Source organism: Clostridium sp. TF06-15AC, from assembly GCF_003481165.1.
Taxonomy (GTDB): domain Bacteria; phylum Bacillota; class Clostridia; order Lachnospirales; family Lachnospiraceae; genus Otoolea; species Otoolea fessa.
Map to the genome: position 1 here is coordinate 940,442 of NZ_QUKS01000001.1, position 20,605 is coordinate 961,046.

The following is a 20,605-nucleotide window of genomic DNA, read 5'->3' on the forward strand; positions in this document are numbered from 1 at the left end:
TACCTTTCTCGTGATAAGGAAGGCAATGAGTCCCGCAAATACGAATCACATTTCTGTATTGACAATCGCTTCCGCTTCCCTTACGCCTCATCAATCGCATGCCCGATATCATGGCGCATATATTTGTTAGCAAAATCGATCCACTCGGTCGCCTTGTATGCGTTGGCGCGCGCCTCTTTCAGGTCTTTGCCCTTTGCAGTAACGCCCAGCACTCGACCGCCGTTTGTCACGATGTCGCCGTCCTCATCAAACTTCGTGCCCGCGTGGAATACATAGTATCCGTCTGCATCCTTGAACTTCTCCAGACCGTGAATCTTGAAGCCCTTTTCATATTTCACCGGATAACCATCCGACGCCAGAACAACACAGACTGCCGCATTGTCCTCAAATTCAAGCTCAATCTGATCCAGGGTTCCGTCGATACATGCCTCAAAGACTTCCACGATATCGTTCTTCATGCGCGGCAGGACAACCTGTGTCTCTGGATCGCCGAAACGCGCATTGTATTCCAGCACCTTCGGACCATCTTCGGTCAGCATCAGACCGAAGAAAATGATGCCCTTGAAGGTACGTCCTTCCTTCTTCATCGCGTCAACCGACGGCTGATAGATGTACTTTTTGCAGAATTCGTCTACTTCTTTTGTGTAGAACGGGCTTGGCGAGAAGGTTCCCATACCGCCTGTATTTAAGCCCTGATCGCCGTCCAGCGCCCGCTTGTGATCCTGGGAGGAGGTCATAATGCGGATCGTATCGCCATCGACGAAGGAAAGGACAGAAACCTCGCGTCCTGTCATAAACTCCTCGATAACCATCTGATTGCCGGCAGAACCAAACTTCTTGTCCTCCATGATCTCCTTGACGCCTGCCTCTGCTTCCTCTAAAGTATTGCAGATCAGAACACCTTTTCCAAGTGCCAGACCATCTGCTTTCAAAACGATCGGCATCTTAGCGGTCTGTAAGTATTCCAGCGCCTTGTGCGGATCGGTAAAAGTCTCATAGGCTGCGGTCGGAATGTTGTATTTCTTCATCAGATCCTTGGAAAATGCCTTCGATCCTTCCAGAATCGCCGCATTTTTTCTCGGTCCAAATACACGCAATCCCTGTGCCTCGAACACATCCACGATACCGCCAACCAGCGGATCGTCCATGCCAATCACGGTCAGATCAACCTCATGCTCTTTCGCAAATGCCGCCAGCTTATCAAATTCCATTGCACTGATCGGCACACACTCTGCATACTCTGCGATTCCCGCATTGCCCGGTGCACAATAAATTTTATCTACCTTCGGACTCTGAGCCACTTTCCATGCGATCGCATGCTCACGTCCGCCGCTGCCAACGATTAAAACTTTCATGTTCTTCTCCTTATATTCTTCCGTTTGCAATCGCATCGATCGCCTGCGGAAGCAGTACCCACTCTGCCTGTTCCATCACGCGCTGCTGCAGCGTCTTCGGCGTATCATCCGGCTGCACCTCTACGGCTTTCTGGAAGAGGATCGGACCGGTATCGGTTCCCTCATCCACATAGTGAACCGTCGCGCCCGTCACCTTGACGCCGCGCGCCAGTGCCGCCTCATGCACCTTCAGTCCATAATAGCCGACGCCACAGAAGGACGGAATCAGGGACGGGTGGATATTGATAATTTTATTTCTGTATGCCTCGATCATCGCCGCCGGAATCTTCACAAGAAATCCAGCCAGAACGATGAGATCCGGCTTACACGCCTTGACGGTCTCTAAAAGCGCCTCATCGAATGCATCTCGCGTCTCATACGCCTTCGGAGTCACAACAAACGCCGGGACACCGTGGTTTTTCGCGCGCTCAATCGCATAAACGCCCTCATTGTTGCTGATAACCGCTGCAACCTCTGCGTTCGTGATCTTGCCGTTATCAACCGCATCCAGGATTGCCTGCAGATTTGTACCGCCGCCAGACACCATTACAACGACTCTTAGCATAATGTTACTCCCTTTTCTCCTGCCTCAATGGAACCGATGATGTACGGTGTATCGCCAGCGGACTTCATTGCCTCCATCGCACGCTCTGCATCAGCCGCATCGACTGCTACAACCATGCCGATACCCATATTGTAGGTATTGTACATCATGTGCTCCTCGATATCGCCTTTCTTCGCCAGCATACCGAAGATCGGCGGAATCTGATAGCTGTCTTTCTTGATGACTGCGCGAACACCGTCTTTCAGCATACGCGGAACATTCTCATAGAAGCCGCCGCCTGTGATATGGCTGCACGCTTTCACAGTCACGCCTGCATTCTTCACTGCTTTCAGCGCCTTTACATAGATACGGGTCGGTGCCAGAAGTGCCTCGCCAAGCGTGGTTCCCAACTCCTCATAGTAGGTCTCCAGTCCCTCTTTGTTGAGTTCCTTCTCAAATACCTTGCGGACCAGGGAGAAACCATTGCTGTGAACGCCGGTGGATGCCATACCGATCAGTACATCACCCGGTTTCAGGTTTTCGCCGGTAATCATGTCTTTTTTATCAACCACACCGACAGCAAAACCAGCCAGATCATAATCTTCCTCCGGCATCAGTCCCGGATGCTCGGCTGTCTCGCCGCCGATCAGAGCTGCCTCCGACTGTAAGCAGCCTTCTGCAACGCCTTTTACGATATCCGCGATCTTTTCCGGATAGTTCTTGCCGCAGGCAATATAGTCCAGGAAAAACAGCGGCTCGCCACCTGCACATGCAATGTCGTTGACACACATCGCAACCGCGTCGATACCGATCGTGTCATGCTTGTCCATGATGATCGCCAGTTTTACCTTGGTACCACAGCCGTCCGTACCAGATAAGAGAACCGGATCTTCCATCTCTTTAATCTTTGCCAGGGAGAATGCACCGGCAAAGCCGCCCAGACCTCCCAGCACTTCCTCACGCATCGTTTTCTTTACATGCTCTTTCATCAGTTCTACCGACTTATAACCAGCCTCAATATCTACTCCGGAATTCTTGTAATCCATGGTTTTCCTCCGTATGTCCTTGTTTATATTTTTAATGTTTATTTCTGTGCCAGATACTCTTTATGTCCCAGTTTCTGTAATTTCTCATCCTTACCGGCTACTTCATTCTTCATCTCCTCGGAGTATGCCTTTAATTTCGCTAACAGCTCCGGATCGGAAGTTGCCAGAATCTTGGCTGCCAGAATACCCGCGTTCTTACCGCCGTTGATCGCTACCGTCGCAACCGGAATACCGGACGGCATCTGTACGATCGAATACAGAGAATCAACTCCGCCTAAATCCGAGGTTTTCATCGGAATACCGATTACCGGCATCGGGAACAGTGCCGCGCACATACCCGGCAGATGTGCTGCCTTGCCAGCACCTGCAATGATAACCTTAAAGCCTTTCTCCTCAGCGGATTTTGCATAGTTAAAAAAGATGTCTGGCTCACGGTGTGCAGAAATGATTGTCATTTCATAATCAATCCCCATCTTGTCCAGAAAATCTGCTGCCTGTGCCATGATCGGCATGTCCGAATCGCTTCCCATTACAATTCCTACTTTTGCCATCGTTCATTCTCCTTTTCTCTGCATTGTATTTATTAGTTCTGCTTATAAGTTATTTGAATAAAAACAGCTTTACTTATTAGTAATGATACTAGGTTTTTCATGGCAAGTCAATAGGGTTTCGAGAATCCTTCAAAATTTCGTCATACCTTCTCATGTGGCGCTTCCTGTTCCAAAATAGCGTAGCCGTAATCAGGAACAAATTTCACTCTGACATTGCAGCCCATCCTGCTTTTATGTTATCCTTATTGGAATGACAACAAATAACCCATTTTCACCCCAAAGAGGTTCCCTAAATGAAACGGACATTATCATACACCATTACAAATAAAAACAAGGCCGACACCATCGGCGCCTTCCTGCGCGATGCCGGATATTCCCGCCGCATCCTCATCGAGCTCAAACAGAACCCTGAGCAGATCTGCCTGAATGGGACTCCATCCTGGCTGAACACACCGCTTCAGATCGGAGACACCCTGACACTCTTTCTCCCGGACGAACCCGTTTCCTCAGATATTCTTCCGGTCAATCTTCCGATCGATATAGTATATGAAGACGAAGATCTCATAATACTCAACAAAGCCGCCGGAATGCCTGTCCACCCGTCCCAGGGACACCATGAAAATACGCTGGCAAACGCCCTCGCGTACCGGTTTGCCTCGCGCGGCGAACATTTCGTGTTCCGTGCCGTGAACCGCTTAGACCGCGACACCACCGGTCTTCTGCTGATCGCCAAACATAAAATAAGCGGCGCATTTCTCTCCGCCATGACTGCAAAAAAAGAGATACGCCGCGAATATCTCGCGATTGTTGCCGGTAAACCAGAAGAATCCGGCACCATCGATCTGCCGATCGCCCGAAAAGATGGTTCCACCATCGAACGCTGCATCGATATGAATCATGGGGAACACGCCGTCACCCATTACCGGTGTCTCGATTACCGGGACGATCTCGGCTGCTCCCTCGTCCGGCTTCGCCTGGAAACGGGGCGCACCCACCAGATCCGGGTCCACATGAAAGCCATCGGGCACCCGCTTTTAGGGGATTTTCTATACAACCCGGATTACCGCTTCATCGAACGGCAGGCGCTTCACTCCTATACGGTGGCATTCCGGCATCCGATCACAGGGGAAGCAATGGAGTTTACGGCTCCGATGCCGGAGGATTTTTCCTTCTTCTATTAATACTGCTTCCGCAGTCCCTTCGGATAATGGTTTTTCAGCGTCCCGCCGCTCTTCTTGCCCCATCCGAGCGAATACCCGTCCACACTCACAAGGCACCAGCCTTTTCCGGCGTCTTCCTCAGAAAGCTGGATCGTCTCGCCGCGCAGGTATGCCGCCGTCTCTGGCGCGTCGGCAGACAGGTTCACGTTCTGTTTTACCTCCGATGGATGCAGGGCAAGTGCCAGCGCGTGGGACGGCTCAAAACGATTTTTCTTAAATTCTCCCATCTGAAGCCCCGGGCGAAGCACCCGCAGCCCCTTAAAATCGACCATCTCCTCCGGCGTCCGGTAAAGCTGATCGCCAAACATCGTCATCGTACTGTCCGCTGTCCATTTCTTCGGCTCAATAAATATCTCTTTGCAGAAATCCTCATAGACTGCCAGAAGCTTCTTGTCCTTCATCGAAGCCGGATATTTACGCTTCACGCTCTCCGGCTCGCCCATTTTTCGAAGAAGTGCCGCATAATGGCCTTCTCCCTCGGTCCGGTGCGGCCAGATACGGACCGTTTTCTCGATTCCATCCGTCACACCCGCCCCCCAGGCTGGAACGCCGTGCGAAAGTCCCGGATAGTCCGGCGTTTCCTCTAGCGCAAACTCTGGATGTGCCTCTAAGAAACGTCCGATCGCCTGCTCGTCCTCCTCCGGCGCAAAAGTACAGGTGGAGTACACCAGCCGTCCGCCCGGTTTCAGCATCATCGCCGCATTTTCAAGAATCTCCTTCTGCCGCCCAGCACAGCGACGCACATTCTCCGGGCTCCATTCCGTGACCGCCGTCTCATCCTTGCGGAACATTCCCTCGCCGGAACACGGTGCATCCACGATGATCCCATCAAAAAATGCCGGAAAATACTTCGTCAGCCGCCCGGAATCTTCATTTGTCACAACCGCATTCCGGATTCCCATGCGCTCGATATTCTGCGAGAGAATCTTTGCACGCGCCGGATGGATCTCATTGCTCACCAGAAGTCCTTCTCCGCTCAGTCTCGCCGCCGCCTGCGTCGATTTTCCGCCCGGTGCCGCACAGAGATCCAGAATCATTTCCCCCGGCTGCGGGTTTAAAAGCGAAGCCGCAATCATCGCGCTCGGCTCCTGAATATAGTAAACGCCCGCATCGTGGTACGGATGACGCCCCGGACGATCCTCCGCCCCATAAGCGAATCCCTCCGCCGCCCACGCAACCGGATTCAGAGAAAATGGAGCCTTCTTAGCAAATTCAGCCGGATCCGTTTTCAGTCCGTTCACGCGCAGTCCCTGTGAGCGCTCCTTGTCGTAACTGGCGATAAACGCATCGTACTCCCTGCCGAGCATCTGTTTCATTCGTTCAGTAAATGCTGCTGGTAAATTTATCATGGTTTTGTATTATCCTTCTTAATCAAACATATAATTCATCTTTCCTAAATAATAATACTATTACATAAACAGCAATTCCGTCAACTATTTCTGTCTCTTCTTTCCAGTATCTTTTCCGCCCCATTTTCCCACACTATCCTCATGATTCGATGGATATTTACGTTCGTTCTCCTCCCATTTTTTAGTTTCTCACTCACACGCGGAAGCAATCCGTTTTCCTCCAATTTTTCCAGCATCAGCATTGCACTGCACCGGCGCGGGGAATTTTTTCTCTGGTGCCTGCTCTGCGGCGGCTTTCTCTACTCCCAACTCTCCCTGTACCGCCCCCGCCAGGCAAAATGCTGCCTGCTTCTCCTCACTGCCGCTGCCCTGCTGCCCTATGCCCCGGAGCAGCTCCCAGTCTGTGCTATCCTTCACACGCTTCTGGCGCTGGCGGCTGCACTGTTATTTCTTTATAATCTGTTTTATTTAAGCTTGCAGCTCTATCTTTCGTCCCCAGCTCCTGCCCGTTATTCCCAAACACCCTCCAATACTGCCTTTTTCAGCAAATTGACTCACTCTCTGGATTCTCCTGCTGCCCGTGGGCGCCTCTGCCTCCTGCTTCTCTGGACTTCTTGTGTTTTCTGTCTGGACAGCTGGATTTTATCGGGAATCATCAACAGTGCCATGGAAATTTGCCTGACCTTAACCGCTGGAGTACTGTTCTGGCTGTTTTTTCCTTCACTACGCCTGGCATCGAATCATCCGCATTCCCTGTTGTAATTCTTGCAAAGCGTTTTTAAAACATCTCCCTATCAACAAAAAAAGCCAGTTCTATATCTCTCTTAATACACCAAAGATATAAAAACTGGCTTTTTACCATTCTTAGATTTTTATACCTGCTCCCTCATTTTAAGCAGATATGGTATGTAAACTTCCCGTCATACAGAGCCGGAAACTTCACCGAACGCCCACCTTAGTACACAATCTTGTACTCGCTGGAACCTTCTCCATTTACCACATAGTAAACGGCACGCTCTTCCGGTTTAACATACAGGGTCAGAGTCTCAATCTCGTCCTCTTTATGTCCCAGAGCTGCATATGCTTTCTTTGCTTCTGCCTCCAGCTTCTCGATAGAAATCTCAGCACCTGCGTACTGTACGTATGCAACTGTCTTTACTTCCTTTTTCTCAGCTGTCTTCTTTGCTGCAGTGGTTGTCTTTGTGGTTGTCTTTGTGGTTCTCTTTGCAGTTGTTTTCTTTACGGTCACGTCTGTCTCCTTTTTCTCTGCGGCTGCTGCCATCTCTTTCTTCTCTGCGAGGGCGGTCTCCTTCTTCTGTACCGGCGCTACGGCTGTCTCTTTCTTCTCTACGTGTGCCAGTGCAGTTTCCTTTTTCGGAACGGATGCTACTGCCGTCTCTTTTTTCTCCACGGCTGCCACAGCTGTTTCCTTCTTTGCTACTTCCGCTACCGCTGTCTCTTTCTTTGCGACTGCTGCCACTGCCGTTTCTTTCTTCGCCACTTCAGCTACGGCTGTATCTTTTTTCTCCACAACAGACGGAACCTTTTTCTCTTCCGTTGAAACAGATTTCTTTGCCGCTGTCTTGGCTAATGTTTTCTTTCTCTGAACCATATATCTCATCCTCCTTCTCTGCTTTCTCCGCAACGTCTTCCGGCTTGTGATTCTGTGCTCACTCACACGGCGCAGCTTTTCCGCCTGCGGCAATGCCTCATATCCGATTCATTCCCGACAGTCGAAGTAGGGACACCGCCTAATCACATCCTTGTCATTCTGCGGTATCCCCATAATTTAATTGTCTTATATTCAAGTTTCCCCAAGTTGTCTGTCCATTCAGATTATCACACAAATGGTCTTTTTCCGCCCTTGATCCACCGTCAAGCACATCCTATCCCTATTTCCATGACCTTGTCTGAACTTTAACAAATTATACGGCAATTTCCTGTTTTTGTCAACAAAACCGCTCTTCCTACCGAATCGCCAAGTACAAATTATAAAATCCAGTTACACTGACGATTCCCACCATAATCGGCGTCAGGAATCGGATGCAGAACACCCAGAGTTTTCCCAGACGGAACTTCGTACCGTCCGCCTCGATCTCCGCAAGCAGATACTCCGGTTTCCATTTCCAGCCTACATAGTAGCACATCGTGAGTCCGCCGAGCGGCATCAGAATATTATCCGTTACCAGTCCGGCGAAATCAAAGACCGACTGATTCAGGATTGTGACATCACTCAGGACGCCGAAGGACAGCGCACTCGGAATGCCAAGCAGCGTGATCGCCGTACCAATCACAAGCGCCGCATGCTTGCGTTCCCAGCCCAGCGAATCAATCGCAAAAGAGGCACAGACTTCCAGAAGTGCGATCGCACTCGTAACGGCTGCGAAAAAAACCAGCGCAAAAAACAGGATTGCAAAGAAAGTTCCCCCCGCAATATTCGCAAATACCATCGGCAGTGTGCCGAAAATCAGTCCCGGTCCCTGTCCCGGCTCCAGACCGAAGGCAAATACTGCCGGAAAGATCGCGATACCCGCGAGAACCGCAATCACGGTGTCCAGACCACCGACGATCATACAGCTTTTTGGAATATTTTCCTTTCCACTCAGATAGCTTCCGTAGGTGATCGTGATACCCATACAGAGACTCAGGGAATAAAACACCTGTCCCAGTGCCGCGCTGACAGAAGAAAGCGTGAACGCCGAAAAATCCGGCTGGAAGATAAATAACAGTCCTTTCGAAGCTCCCGGAAGCGTCACGCTTCTGAAAATGATGACAAATAACAGAACCAGAAGCATCGGCATCATCAATTTGCTCGCTTTCTCAATGCCATTGATGCCAAAATAGCAGACAGCTATAGTCGCTGCCATAAATACAATATGCCAGATCACCGGCTCGCTGCTGCCGATAAAGGCATTAAAATCCGGCGCTGCCGCCGTCGTCACATAGCTGGCAATATACTTTAAAATCCAGCCGCCGATGACGCTGTAATAACTCAAAATAATAAACGCCGCCAGTACGCCGAATATACCGACAATCCGTGCGTGCGGATGAATGTCCGCATATGCCTGCACCGGATCATGCCGCGTCTTCCGTCCCAGGGACATTTCCGTGATCATAACCGGAAGTCCGAGAACGACGATAAAAAACAGATACGCAACCAGAAATGGAAATCCACCGTTCTTTCCCATCAGATATGGAAATTTCCACAGATTTCCCAATCCAATCGCCGCCCCAGCCGTCGCCATAATAAAGCCCAGCTTACTCGCCCATTGTTTGTTTTTACTCATGTGTAGCCCTCTTAGTATTCTTTCATTTCATATTTGATATAGCCTTGCGTTATAACGCAATACAGATTATTATATCGAATTTTAGGGACTATGTAAACCGTTTTTAAGTGGGAATCACGCAAAAAAGTCTGTCCCCCGACACCTTTCCCATGCCAAAAGACAGACTTTTCTCTATTTCTTAATTCAATTCATTTCCGGCAGCACACTCCCGGCATTTCAGAAAGCCGCGCTGAATTTCCACTTTTTCTCTTAGTCCTCGATCGTATCGATCAGACTGTCATCATCAAAGTAATTGATCCGCATTGAAGCCTTCACATCGCGAAGCGTCTCAGCAGCCTTCGCCTCTGCTGCCTTGCTTCCCTCTTTCAGGATGTCAAATACATCCGGGATTCTCTTCTCCCATTCCTGGCGTCTCGCACGGATCGGAGACAATTCAGCCTGCATAACGTTATTTAAGAATTTCTTCACCTTCACATCGCCCAGACCGCCTCTCTGGTAATGTGCTTTCAGCTCGTCCAGGTTCTGGTAATCCGGCAGGAACTCTGCAAAATACTCCGGACGGCAGAATGCATCCAGATAGATGAAGACCGGATTGCCCTCGACTTTACCCGGATCCTCGACACGCAGGTGATTTGGATCTGTAAACATGGACATGATCTTCTTCTTCACATCTGCTTCCGAATCAGAGAGGTAGATGCAGTTTCCAAGCGATTTGCTCATCTTTGCCTTTCCATCGATACCCGGCAGACGCAGACACGCCTTGTTGGACGGAAGCAGGATCTCCGGTTCCGTCAGGGTCTCGCCGTACACGCTGTTGAATTTATGGACGATCTCCTTGCACTGCTCTAACATCGGCATCTGATCCTCTCCAACCGGAACGGTCGTCGCGCGGAATGCAGTGATATCCGCCGCCTGGCTAATCGGATAAGTAAAGAATCCAACCGGGATGCTTGCTTCAAAATTACGCATCTGAATCTCTGCTTTTACGGTAGGATTTCGCTGTACACGGGATACCGTAACCAGGTTCATATAGTAAAAAGTAAGCTCTGTCAGCTCCGGCACCATCGACTGGATAAAGATGGTGGATTTCTCCGGGTCAATTCCACAAGCCAGATAGTCCAGGGCAACCTGCAGAATATTTTTACGCACCTTTTCCGGATGATCTGCGTTATCTGTCAGCGCCTGTGCATCGGCAATCATAATATAGATCTCATCGAACTTGCCGGAGTTCTGAAGTCTCACTCTCTCGCTCAGAGAGCCAACATAATGTCCGACATGTAAGCGCCCGGTAGGACGATCGCCGGTTAAAATAATTTTCTTCATCTATTTGTTTCCCCTTCCATTCTGGTGTTTTTTCTTTAATGGATTTTTGCGCGTGACTGTTAAGGTACTGAACAGTTACGAAAATATTATATATCCTGGCTGGCAGACTGTCAACATTCTGAGACTCCATCTTCCCCAGTAACGCCCTGTTGTTTACTGTACACGCATACGTGCCCAGTAACGGAATTTGCCGTGGCTTCGCATTTAAATACGGCAAATTCCTGCTGCCACCACGTTTTCTCACGGCACTTTCGGTTCCAAAAGTGCCTACCCGTGAACAGTAACTCTGTTACCATTCTTGTCTTGCATATATATGTTAAACACCAGAATTTCCAGTTCCGGAAATTTACTTGCTCTGCACAAACAGCCAGTCTCTGACTGCTTCTGGCTCTTACTCCTGCAGGTTTACCATCACATCCGAAACATCCACTTTCTTATCGATCAGCCCGCTCTCGCTCATCCAGTCGATGTTTTCCTGCCAGCACTCTTCGGTCTGGGTCAAAAACGGAACCTCATCGCTCTCCATGAGCGGCAGAAGTGTCTCACAGGACTTTTCCTCCACGCTCTGGGTCAGAGGGAAGTTTTCCTCATTCTGATTATTCATCAGGATTGCCAGGCAGCCATTCGGATCGTTCTTAAAGTCTTCAAAGCCCTTCTTCGATGCGCGTAAGAATCCTTCCAGAACTTCCGGCTCCTGCTGGATCATTTCGTTGTTGGCAAGGAATACTTCCTCATAATAATTCGGGATTCCATATCCATCTGCCATGAAGTAGTTGACATCAAAGCCCTCTTCCTCCATCTGCGGAACCTCATGGTTGACAAGGCATCCGATCGTCGCATCCACATTGCCGGTCGTCATAGAACTCATCAGTTCAAATCCGACATCGATCAGGTTTACATCCGATGCATCCGCTCCCACATATTCCATCATGCTCTTGACAACCGCCTCGCTGAGTGCTGTTCCGCCGTAACCAACGGTCTTTCCAACCAGATTTTCCGGTCCTGTGATATTCTTATCCTTTAAAGAAAGAACGACACTTAACGGGGACTGCACGATCGCACCGATGGATTTGATCTTCGTTCCCTGATTGGCAACCGCCTGGATCACATCCTGCTGATAGTACATGCCGATCTCCGCCTTTCCAGCCGCTACCAGTGATAACGCATCGTTCGCATTGGCCGGAAAACGCACTTTCACATCCAGTCCTTCTTCCGCATAATAGCCGCGCTCGATCGCCGTATAAATAAAGGTATGGATCGCATTCGGATACCAGTCAAGAACCACATTGATCTCTTTAAGATCCTGACTTTTTCCATCTTCCGGGGCCTGTTTCGCATCCGTGCCCTCTGCCTGACTCTCTGTCAGAGCAGCTGTCTCACTCTTTTCGCTGGCCGTTCCACATCCGCCAAGTGTCATCATTCCCATCATTGCTGCCATCACTGCGGCAGCCATTCTCATTCGTTTTTTCATCTCATATCCTTTCAGTTTTACAAATTTCCGTCTATATTTCCCTATCACTTATCTGTTTTCCAGTTTTTTTTGCATATGACTTGCTGGATTCACATACTTCAAAATTTCATCCTATACCACAATTTCCTACTCATTCCTCCAGAAAATCATCCGCTTTTCAAGCAGCGAGACAACCCACGTTGCCGCCATCGCCACTACCGATAAGAGCAGAATCGGTGCAAATACACCGGCTCCATCTAACTGGGTCATCATTCTCCGGCTGAAATATCCGAGTCCGCTCTGGGCGCCCAGCCATTCTCCAATCGCCGCTCCGATGATCGACAGCGGTACCGCCATCTTGATCGCTGAAAAAAAGTACGGAAGCGTCGCCGGAATCTTTAATTTCAAAAAGATCTGACGTTTATCCGCGCCAAATGTAAACAAAAGTTCTTCCATTTCCGTCTTCACCGACCGGAACCCGTCAAATACCGTGATCGTGATCGGGAAAAACGTAATTAGTACCGTTACCAGCACCTTGCTCCAGATCGTGTAGCCAAACCAAAGGACAAACAGCGGCGCCAGCGCCGTCGTCGGGATCGTCTGCGAGGCGATGATCAGCGGATACAGCGCCTTTCTTGCCGTCTCACTGGCATCCATCAGCACAGCCAGTCCCACGCCCAGCACGATCGAGATCAAAAGTCCAATCACGACTACCGACATCGTCGCCGGCAGATGTGCCGTAAATAATGGACCCCGAAGTTCCCACAGCCGTACAACCACCTGAACCGGAGACGGGAGAATATAGGCCGCATCAATCCCCATAGCCGCTGCCTGCCATGTAAACAGAAGCACCGCCACCAAAATCAGGGCTGGAAGATTCGCATTCATCCGGCTTCCCATTTTATTTGTTTTTTTCTGTTCCATCACGCCTTCTCCTTCTTAAGCATTCCGATCAGTTCTTCCTTTAAGGACAGAATCTCCGGTCTGCGAAGCTCTTCCCGGGATCGCGGATATCCCGCCGGGACCTCGATGGAGCGCAGATGTGTGATCGGTGACTGTTCCACCACGAGAATCCGGCTGGACAGAAACACCGCTTCTTCCACATCATGCGTGATGAAAAGAACCGTCTTTTTCTCCTTCTCCCACTGTTCCAGAAGCCACTCCCGCATAGACAGTCTTGTCAGATAATCCAGGGCTGAAAACGGCTCATCCAAAAGCAGAAGGTCTGAACCCGTCAGAACCGTTCTCGCAAAGGCGGCTCTCTGGCGCATACCGCCGGAAAGCTCTTTCGGCGTCTTATCTCCCCAGTCTGCAAGTCCAACCGATCGAAGCGCATCATCCGCTTTTTTCTGCATCTGTTCCTTCGAATATCCGCCCTGAATCTCCATCGGAAGCATCAGATTCTCCCGCACAGTGCGCCATGGAAACAGCAGATCCTGCTGCGGCATATATCCGCAGTAATTTTTCTTCGTTTCGATCGATTCCCCATCCACCCGGATCACACCGGAAGCCGGGGTAAGAAGCTTATTTACCAGCCGGAAGATCGTACTTTTTCCACAGCCGGAAGCGCCGATGATGGACACAAACTCCCCATCCTGGACTTCAAACGACAGATGGTCAATGATCGAAAAATTCTCTACCGCATATTGGAAACGCACGTTGTCAAATGTAAGCATATTTACCGCCTCATTTCCCACGCCATATCCCAGAATGCCGCTTCATAGCGGGAGCAGGCCACAAAAATATCCACCAGATGTTTCTTTTGTTTCTCAGACAGATCCTCTGCCAGATGGTTCATCCACTCTACAAGGACTTCATTTTCCTTGTGGTAAGACTCGGAAGCGTATCCCCGGATCCACTCCCCATAAAATGGATGTTTGTCGGCATCCGGTCTGTCTGCTGCGATTTTCTTCGCAATCCATTCATAGCTGAGGGCGCAGGACAATATCGCTGCTGCCGCCTCCGGCGCGCCCCCCTCATAAGCGATGCGAAGCATATAAGAAGTATAAGAAAGGGTATCCAGAGCGACCGGCGTCTGTTCCGCCTCTTCTCTGGTTATCCCCAAACGTTCCATGTAAGCACGGTGAATATCCATCTCCCCATCCAGAATCGAGTGGGTATATCCGGCAAACAGGCGCATAAATGCGAGATCCGTTGATTTTGCCGCCCCGATGGAAAACACCTTTGTGTAATCAATCAGATACAGATAATCCTGTATCATATAATATTTGAATTTATCATGATCCAGACTGCCGTCCGCAATGCCTTTTACGAACGGTTTTTCATTGTAACCAGCCCAGATCTCCTTTGTGGCTTCCAAAAGCCTCTCTGTCATTGTCATACGCGTTCCTCCGCAAATCCTTTTCCCCTGAAATCAAATCCGTGATCCATCGGTCCGGATCCTTTTCCGAGATCCAGCATCGCTCCCAGTGCGCCGGAAATATATGCCTTGGCACGTTCCACCGCGGTGTCGAGATCATAGCCCTTCGCCAGATTGGATGCAATCGCGCTGGACAGGGTACAGCCCGTCCCATGGGTGTTGGAATTGTGGATGCGTTTTCCGTTAAACCAACGGTATCCGCCGTCCCGGTATAAAAGATCGTTGGCATCATTTAACTGATGTCCGCCCTTGCAGAGAACCGCACAATGGTACGTTTCACTGATCCATTTTGCTGCCGTAATCATATCGTCGGCAGACTTAATTTCCATTCCCGCTAAGACCTCCGCCTCCGGAATGTTCGGTGTCAGAACCGCCGCTAATGGAAAAAGCGATTCTTTCAAGGTGTCGATGGCGTCGTCGCTGATTAACTTTGCTCCGCTCGTCGCCACCATAACCGGGTCCACAACAATGTTTTCTGCCTGGTACTCACAAAGCTTCTTCGCAATCGACTTGATCAGTCCGGTTGAAGAAACCATACCGATCTTTACCGCATCCGGACGAATATCCGTAAATACGCTGTCAATCTGCTGTTCCAGAAATTCCGGGGTTACCTCAAAAATCCCCTGGACGCCGGTTGTGTTCTGGGCCGTCAGCGCCGTGATCGCACTCATTCCATATACTCCATTGGCGATCATCGTCTTTAAATCGGCCTGGATACCGGCGCCTCCGCTGCAATCACTTCCAGCGATTGTTAATGCTGTCTTCATAATTAACTCCTTTCAGGCATCAATAACTTTTATAAGGCGACACAAGGTGGTGCCCCCAATGTGCCGCCATAAAAAACTTTTTGCAAAGTTTCTTACCATTTTTTAATGAAGCTTTTTTCACAAGCTTTTTCTTATAAACTTTTTCATGCCATTTTTTGACAAAATGACAACGTTTTCATCTTTACAGAACCTTTTTTACAGCTTCCTTCAGTTCCTCTGCTGCCTTTTCAATATCATCGGCCGCAAACAGGGCGCTGACCACTGCAATGCCGTCCACACCTGTTCCTTTTAACAGCTCCAGATGTTCTTTATTCAGTCCGCCGATCGCAACAACCGGAATATCGACTGCCTGACAGATCTTGGAAAGCATCCCCGGCGTCACGGCATCGGCGTCCTTTTTGGTTCCCGTCGGATAGATGGCTCCGACTCCCAGATAATCCGCCCCATGCTTTTTCGCAAGAAGCGCCTGTTCTACATTTTTGCAGGAAACGCCGATGATCTTATCTGGTCCCAGCTTTTCCCGGACCTTTCCCGCTTCCATATCGCTCTGTCCCACATGGACGCCGTCCGCATCCACCGCCAGGGCAATCTTCACGTTGTCATTGATCACAAACGGAACCTGATACTTTCTGCAAAGTATTTTAAGCTTCTTTGCCTCCTCCAGAAACTCCGCCTCGTCAAGCTCCTTTTCTCTCAGCTGGACAAACGTCGCCCCGCCCTTCAAAGCTTTCTCAACCTGACTCTCCAGAGTTTCCCCCTTCAGCCATGCGCGGTCTGTCACCGCGTAAAGCAGCATATCTTCCGGTCTGCAGTTCATCTGCATTTCCTCCTTCTCTCGGCTGTCCTTATAAAAACAGACACTAAAGTTCTATTATCTTACTTCAAATTTTGCTCCGGCCTCCAGCGCTTCTCCGTTCATGCGATAAATAGCATCAATGATATAATTCCGGTAGGTTGCATTGCCGTCCAGTTCACTTAAACGGGCGTATGCCGTCTCCCCGGCCAGTCCCATCGCGCAGACTGCCGCAGCAGCTGCCTCAAGCGGCTGTTCCTGGTTGGCTGTCACAAAGGCCGCCGTCAGAGCCGAGAGCTGACAGCCGGTTCCTGTGATGGAAGACATCTCCGGACGACCGTTGTAAATGCAGTATGCCTTCTCCGCATCCGCCACAATGTCGATCGCACCGGTGATCGCAACGACCGCATTCATCTTTCCGGCAAATGCCTTCGCAAAAGCTGCCGCCTCGTCCAGATTTTCCTTCGTCACCCGGTCTGCCAGATCGGCATCCACGCCCTTCGTCGTCCCATTTCCAAGTGCCAGTGTCTTGATCTCCGAAATGTTCCCGCGGATCACGGTAAACCTGACTTCCTTTAAAAGCTGATTGGCGGTCTCTGTTCTGAGTTTCGACGCACCGGCGCCTACCGGGTCTAAAACTACCGGATGACCCAGCTCATTTGCCCGCTTTCCGGCAAGCAGCATGGATTCGATGGTCCGGCTGTTTAATGTGCCGATATTGATATTCAGTCCGCCGCAGATGGTCTGGATATCCGAAACTTCGTCCTTATCATCCGCCATGATCGGGGACGCGCCGCATGCGAGTACCACGTTGGCACAGTCATTGACAGTCACGTAGTTCGTAATGTTGTGGATTAACGGACATTTTTCTCTTACATTATCAAATATTTCTTTAAACATGTGCTGGCTTCTCCTCTCTCAGTGCTTCCTGCATTCCTGCTAAAATATTGGCTTTCTTTAAACTTAAAATCAGAACCGCGCTTATGATCGCTCCTCCCGCGGTCGAGATCAAAAACGGAACCACATAGGCATAGACAGCCAGTCCCGCCGCGCTCTTTCCCATCAGGAAAACCGCCACCGGATATGCCGCAAACCCGCCCAGAATGGACGTTCCAAGCACCTCACCGATCAAAGTTGCGAACACACTCTGCGTTTTCTTGTAAACCAGTCCGCAGATCAGGGCGCCAAACATACTGCCCGGAAATGCCATCAGGCTTCCAAGTCCTAACAGATTTCGGATCAGCGCCGCTGCAAAGGCCGCTCCCAGTCCATAGCCCGGTCCCAGAAGAACGGCACACAGGATATTTACCATATGCTGTACCGGGGAACACTTGCTTCCGAACACCGGAACGGAAAATAAACTTCCTACGACGGCAACGGCACAGAATACAGCCGCAATCGCCAGTTTTTTCGTGTTTGTCTTATTCATTTTTCTTCTCCTTCTTTGAAAATTTGCAACTGTTCTGTTTCTTTGATATTCTTGAACAGTTACGAATAATTTACGTTTTCTGCATGAAATTCGGTCGATACTCTCTGGTATCCTCTCACGCCGGAACACGGCTTCCCATCGCTGCCTACAAAGCCCAGGGCGCTCCCCCTCAGCTCGCCGCACACATGCGGAATACGTTCCCCCTTTCAAAGAATTTAATTTTAAAAGAATGTGCCCTGGCACATTCCCGCGCCGAGCGCGGTCACTTGCGACATGATTCCCTTCTGCCGCAGTGCGATCCCGCCCGGTAAGACTTTTTATATAACAGGAAATTTCAACGGAATTTCCTGTTATATGAAAAAACAGGAGATACCCCTGCGGATATCTCCTGTAAAAATTCATCTCATGACTTCCTACGACGGCATTATCCGCATCAGGTTAAAGGGTCGAAGTTCGATTACTTCCTCTCAGCCCGCTAACAAGCTCCCCTGTTTTTATCAAATTTGCAATGTTTCCATGCTGAACCATCGCCAGATTTATTATAGCGCATCTGGCGAAATTTTCAAGTGCGACTTTCTGGTGCACTTTTATCCCCTATCCTTTCACGATCAAGGTCAGCGTAAGCGCCCGCCAGATTCCGGTGAGTCCCATAATGCCACCCAAAAGAATCGCTAATGGGATCCTGAGACCGGTAAATGTAATGCTGAGCAGACTGCAAAGGCGCGTCTGCAATCAGCTGAGGCGTTCCATTCGTGTTATTACACAAATCCCCCAAAACCTCTACACAACTCACTACACACTTTTTTACACAATTCGCATAAGAAGATATAATAAATTGCAACAAGTTATATAAAAAAGTATCAAAAAACAGTACATAAAAAAGTGCTGAAACCCTACATAAATACTGGGGTTCAGCACTTTCTAATAAGTTATATGAAGTTACAACAAGTAGTTCGCTTACTGTGCCATCTGCTTTGCAACTTCCTCTGCAAAGTTCTCTTCCTTCTTTTCGATACCTTCACCAGTCTCAAAACGAACGAACTTCTTAACAGTGATCTTCGCACCATTCTCTTTAGCAACCTGAGCTACATACTGAGCTACGCTCTGCTTGCCATCCTCAGCCTTAACATATACCTGATCCAGAAGGCAGATCTCTTTGAGCTCTTTCTTGATACGCCCCATAACCATGCCGCTGATGATCTTGTCGTTTGCGTCCGGCTTCTCGTTCTTAGCTGCTACAGTCAGGATCTCTTTCTCTTTTGCGATGTAATCTGCATCTACTTCGCTGTCGTTGGTGTACAGCGGTTTCAGAGCTGCAGCCTGCATAGCTACGTTCTTAGCCATCTCTTTGATTGCATCGTTTACAACGTCAGTCTCAACGTCTACCAGAACGCCGATCTTGCCGCCTGCATGGATGTAGGAAGCAACGAAACCGTTCTCCTCAGCTAACTGAGCAAAACGACGGATCTTCATGTTCTCGCCGATGATGGAGATCTGGGAAGACAGAGCCTCTGCAACTGTCAGGGACGGATCCTTTGCCCATTTTTCAGCCAAGAATGCGTCAATATCTGTTGCGCTTGTGTTCAGCGCCTGCTCAGCAACATCAGATACATAGTTCTGGAACTTCTCGTTCTTAGCTACGAAGTCTGTCTCTGCGTTTACTTCTACTACAACTGCCTTCTTTTCATCAGCGGTAACCTTAGTCATAACGATACCCTCTGCTGCAATACGGCCAGCTTTCTTAGTAGCGCCTGCAAGTCCTTTTTCTCTCAGGAACTCAACAGCTTTGTCCATGTCGCCATCTGTAGCTGCAAGAGCTTTCTTACAGTCCATCATACCAGCGCCTGTCATTTCACGTAACTCTTTTACCATTGCGGCTGTAACTGCCATCTTAAATCCCTCCGTGTATATAAATTCAGGTACACGTTCGTATACCCGCGCGGAGCACGCTTTTATGCGGAAAACCGCGGCGTGCTCCTGGTCTTTTGGTTTCAGTTTTTAATTTTGGGGTTAATTAAGCCTCTGTAGCCTCTGCTTCGCCCTCTGCTGCAGCTGCCTCAGCCTCGCCCTGCTTAGCTTCGATAACAGCGTCTGCCATTCTGGAAACGATCAGTTTTACGGCACGGATAGCATCATCGTTACCCGGGATTACATAATCCAGCTCTTCCGGATCACAGTTGGTATCGATGATACCGATCAGCGGAATCCCCAGAGTATGAGCCTCCTGTACGCAGATTCTTTCCTTCTTCGGATCTACTACGAAGATAGCATCCGGGATCTTCTTCATATCTTTGATACCGCCCAGGTTCTTCTCCAGCTTCTCCCACTCTTTTTTCAGCTCGATAACTTCTTTCTTCGGCAGAACGTCGAAAGTTCCGTCCTCAGACATAGCCTCGATCTGTTTTAATCTAGCGATACGGCTCTGGATGGTCTTGAAGTTTGTCAGCATACCGCCTAACCATCTCTCGTTTACATAGAACATACCACATCTCTCAGCCTCGGTCTTGATAGCGTCCTGAGCCTGCTTCTTTGTACCAACGAACAGGATTGTGCCGCCGTCTGCTGCGATATCGGATACTGCCTTGTAAGCCTCATCTACTTTACCTACAGATTTCTGAAGGTCGATGATGTGGATACCATTTCTCTCGGTGTAGATGTACGGAGCCATTTTCGGGTTCCATCTTCTGGTCTGGTGTCCAAAATGTACACCTGCTTCGAGTAACTGCTTCATTGAAATAACGCTCATGTTTCTTTCCTCCAATTTTGGTTTTTCTTCCGCCGTCTTCTCATGCTTTCCGCGGGGACTCATAATGAGCACCGTCCTGCGCAAATCCGACCGGCGTGAATTTTCAGCCTTTATACTATATCACAGGCAAGGTATACATGCAAGTGAAAATTATAAAAAATACGCATTTTCCATCGTTTTTTCTTCGTTTCCTGAACGCAGATAAGCAGTCTCCCGCTTCAAGTTAAATTAAAAGCGAGTCCCGAATACCTCGGAACCCGCATAAAACCTAGAAATAAAAAAGAGCGCGAGACGGGACTCGAACCCGCGGCCTCGACCTTGGCAAG

20 protein-coding genes and 1 riboswitch are annotated in these 20,605 nt (G+C 49.5%); of the genes, 1 reads left to right on the forward strand and 19 read right to left on the reverse strand.

Translation table 11 applies throughout. From position 1 onward, the window contains the following. Positions 1-80 precede the first annotated feature (80 nt). Genes purD through purE form a run of 4 tightly spaced genes read right to left on the reverse strand, consistent with a single transcriptional unit; the run spans position 81 to position 3,535 of the window. Entirely contained in the window at positions 81-1,355 is a 1,275-nt protein-coding gene (gene purD / locus DXC57_RS04180) for a phosphoribosylamine--glycine ligase (protein ID WP_107000365.1), read from the reverse strand. A 10-nt stretch (positions 1,356-1,365) separates the two neighbouring features. After that, positions 1,366-1,959, reverse strand: a complete 594-nt coding sequence (purN, locus tag DXC57_RS04185; RefSeq protein ID WP_118651278.1) for a phosphoribosylglycinamide formyltransferase — start codon at positions 1,957-1,959, stop codon at positions 1,366-1,368. Continuing rightward, on the reverse strand, positions 1,953-2,984 hold the full coding sequence (gene purM / locus DXC57_RS04190; protein WP_022359210.1) for a phosphoribosylformylglycinamidine cyclo-ligase: 1,032 nt from the start codon (positions 2,982-2,984) through the stop codon (positions 1,953-1,955). Before purM ends, purN begins: the two co-directional genes overlap by 7 nt. Before the next feature lie 38 nt (positions 2,985-3,022). After that, complete coding sequence (gene purE, locus DXC57_RS04195; protein ID WP_107000367.1) at positions 3,023-3,535, reverse strand: 5-(carboxyamino)imidazole ribonucleotide mutase; 513 nt, start codon at positions 3,533-3,535, stop codon at positions 3,023-3,025. 293 nt (positions 3,536-3,828) lie between these two features. Between purE and DXC57_RS04200 the strand changes: the two genes are divergently transcribed. Continuing rightward, positions 3,829-4,716, forward strand: a complete 888-nt coding sequence (locus tag DXC57_RS04200; RefSeq protein ID WP_118651280.1) for an RluA family pseudouridine synthase — start codon at positions 3,829-3,831, stop codon at positions 4,714-4,716. Here the strand turns inward: DXC57_RS04200 and DXC57_RS04205 are convergent. The 15 genes from DXC57_RS04205 to rpsB form a co-directional block, all read right to left on the reverse strand. Further along, entirely contained in the window at positions 4,713-6,104 is a 1,392-nt protein-coding gene (locus tag DXC57_RS04205; RefSeq protein ID WP_182457201.1) for an RsmF rRNA methyltransferase first C-terminal domain-containing protein, read from the reverse strand. The genes DXC57_RS04200 and DXC57_RS04205 overlap by 4 nt on opposite strands. Before the next feature lie 189 nt (positions 6,105-6,293). Continuing rightward, complete coding sequence (locus DXC57_RS04210) at positions 6,294-6,521, reverse strand: hypothetical protein (protein WP_118651282.1); 228 nt, start codon at positions 6,519-6,521, stop codon at positions 6,294-6,296. 538 nt (positions 6,522-7,059) lie between these two features. Continuing rightward, on the reverse strand, positions 7,060-7,716 hold the full coding sequence (locus tag DXC57_RS04215) for a DUF6465 family protein (RefSeq protein WP_118651284.1): 657 nt from the start codon (positions 7,714-7,716) through the stop codon (positions 7,060-7,062). Between the two features lie 355 nt (positions 7,717-8,071). After that, positions 8,072-9,391: a sodium-dependent transporter gene (locus tag DXC57_RS04220; RefSeq protein ID WP_117796330.1), complete on the reverse strand. Its 1,320-nt coding sequence runs from the start codon at positions 9,389-9,391 to the stop codon at positions 8,072-8,074. A 249-nt stretch (positions 9,392-9,640) separates the two neighbouring features. After that, entirely contained in the window at positions 9,641-10,714 is a 1,074-nt protein-coding gene (trpS, locus tag DXC57_RS04225) for a tryptophan--tRNA ligase (protein WP_118472123.1), read from the reverse strand. 391 nt (positions 10,715-11,105) lie between these two features. After that, the gene (locus tag DXC57_RS04230; protein ID WP_118651358.1) at positions 11,106-12,185 is read right to left on the reverse strand and encodes an ABC transporter substrate-binding protein; all 1,080 of its coding nucleotides are present in this window, start codon (positions 12,183-12,185) and stop codon (positions 11,106-11,108) included. Positions 12,186-12,311: 126 nt separating this feature from the next. Then, on the reverse strand, positions 12,312-13,052 hold the full coding sequence (locus DXC57_RS04235) for an ABC transporter permease (RefSeq protein WP_118472138.1): 741 nt from the start codon (positions 13,050-13,052) through the stop codon (positions 12,312-12,314). Between the two features lie 35 nt (positions 13,053-13,087). Further along, positions 13,088-13,840: an ABC transporter ATP-binding protein gene (locus tag DXC57_RS04240; RefSeq protein ID WP_118651286.1), complete on the reverse strand. Its 753-nt coding sequence runs from the start codon at positions 13,838-13,840 to the stop codon at positions 13,088-13,090. A gap of 2 nt (positions 13,841-13,842) precedes the next feature. Further along, the gene (tenA, locus tag DXC57_RS04245; protein ID WP_118651288.1) at positions 13,843-14,505 is read right to left on the reverse strand and encodes a thiaminase II; all 663 of its coding nucleotides are present in this window, start codon (positions 14,503-14,505) and stop codon (positions 13,843-13,845) included. Next, entirely contained in the window at positions 14,502-15,311 is an 810-nt protein-coding gene (thiD, locus tag DXC57_RS04250) for a bifunctional hydroxymethylpyrimidine kinase/phosphomethylpyrimidine kinase (protein ID WP_118651290.1), read from the reverse strand. Before thiD ends, tenA begins: the two co-directional genes overlap by 4 nt. A gap of 181 nt (positions 15,312-15,492) precedes the next feature. Next, positions 15,493-16,128, reverse strand: coding sequence for a thiamine phosphate synthase (gene thiE / locus DXC57_RS04255; RefSeq protein ID WP_118651292.1), 636 nt, complete (start codon positions 16,126-16,128; stop codon positions 15,493-15,495). 54 nt (positions 16,129-16,182) lie between these two features. Beyond that, on the reverse strand, positions 16,183-17,004 hold the full coding sequence (gene thiM, locus DXC57_RS04260) for a hydroxyethylthiazole kinase (RefSeq protein WP_117796325.1): 822 nt from the start codon (positions 17,002-17,004) through the stop codon (positions 16,183-16,185). After that, entirely contained in the window at positions 16,997-17,533 is a 537-nt protein-coding gene (gene thiW, locus DXC57_RS04265) for an energy coupling factor transporter S component ThiW (protein ID WP_117796324.1), read from the reverse strand. Before thiW ends, thiM begins: the two co-directional genes overlap by 8 nt. A gap of 393 nt (positions 17,534-17,926) precedes the next feature. Then, positions 17,927-18,033: riboswitch (TPP riboswitch) on the reverse strand. Between the two features lie 457 nt (positions 18,034-18,490). After that, positions 18,491-19,423, reverse strand: a complete 933-nt coding sequence (gene tsf / locus DXC57_RS04270) for a translation elongation factor Ts (protein WP_118651294.1) — start codon at positions 19,421-19,423, stop codon at positions 18,491-18,493. 124 nt (positions 19,424-19,547) lie between these two features. Then, positions 19,548-20,279 carry a 30S ribosomal protein S2 gene (rpsB, locus tag DXC57_RS04275; RefSeq protein ID WP_022359217.1) on the reverse strand — a complete coding sequence of 244 codons (732 nt, stop codon included), beginning with the start codon at positions 20,277-20,279 and terminating at the stop codon, positions 19,548-19,550. Positions 20,280-20,605: the final 326 nt, after the last annotated feature.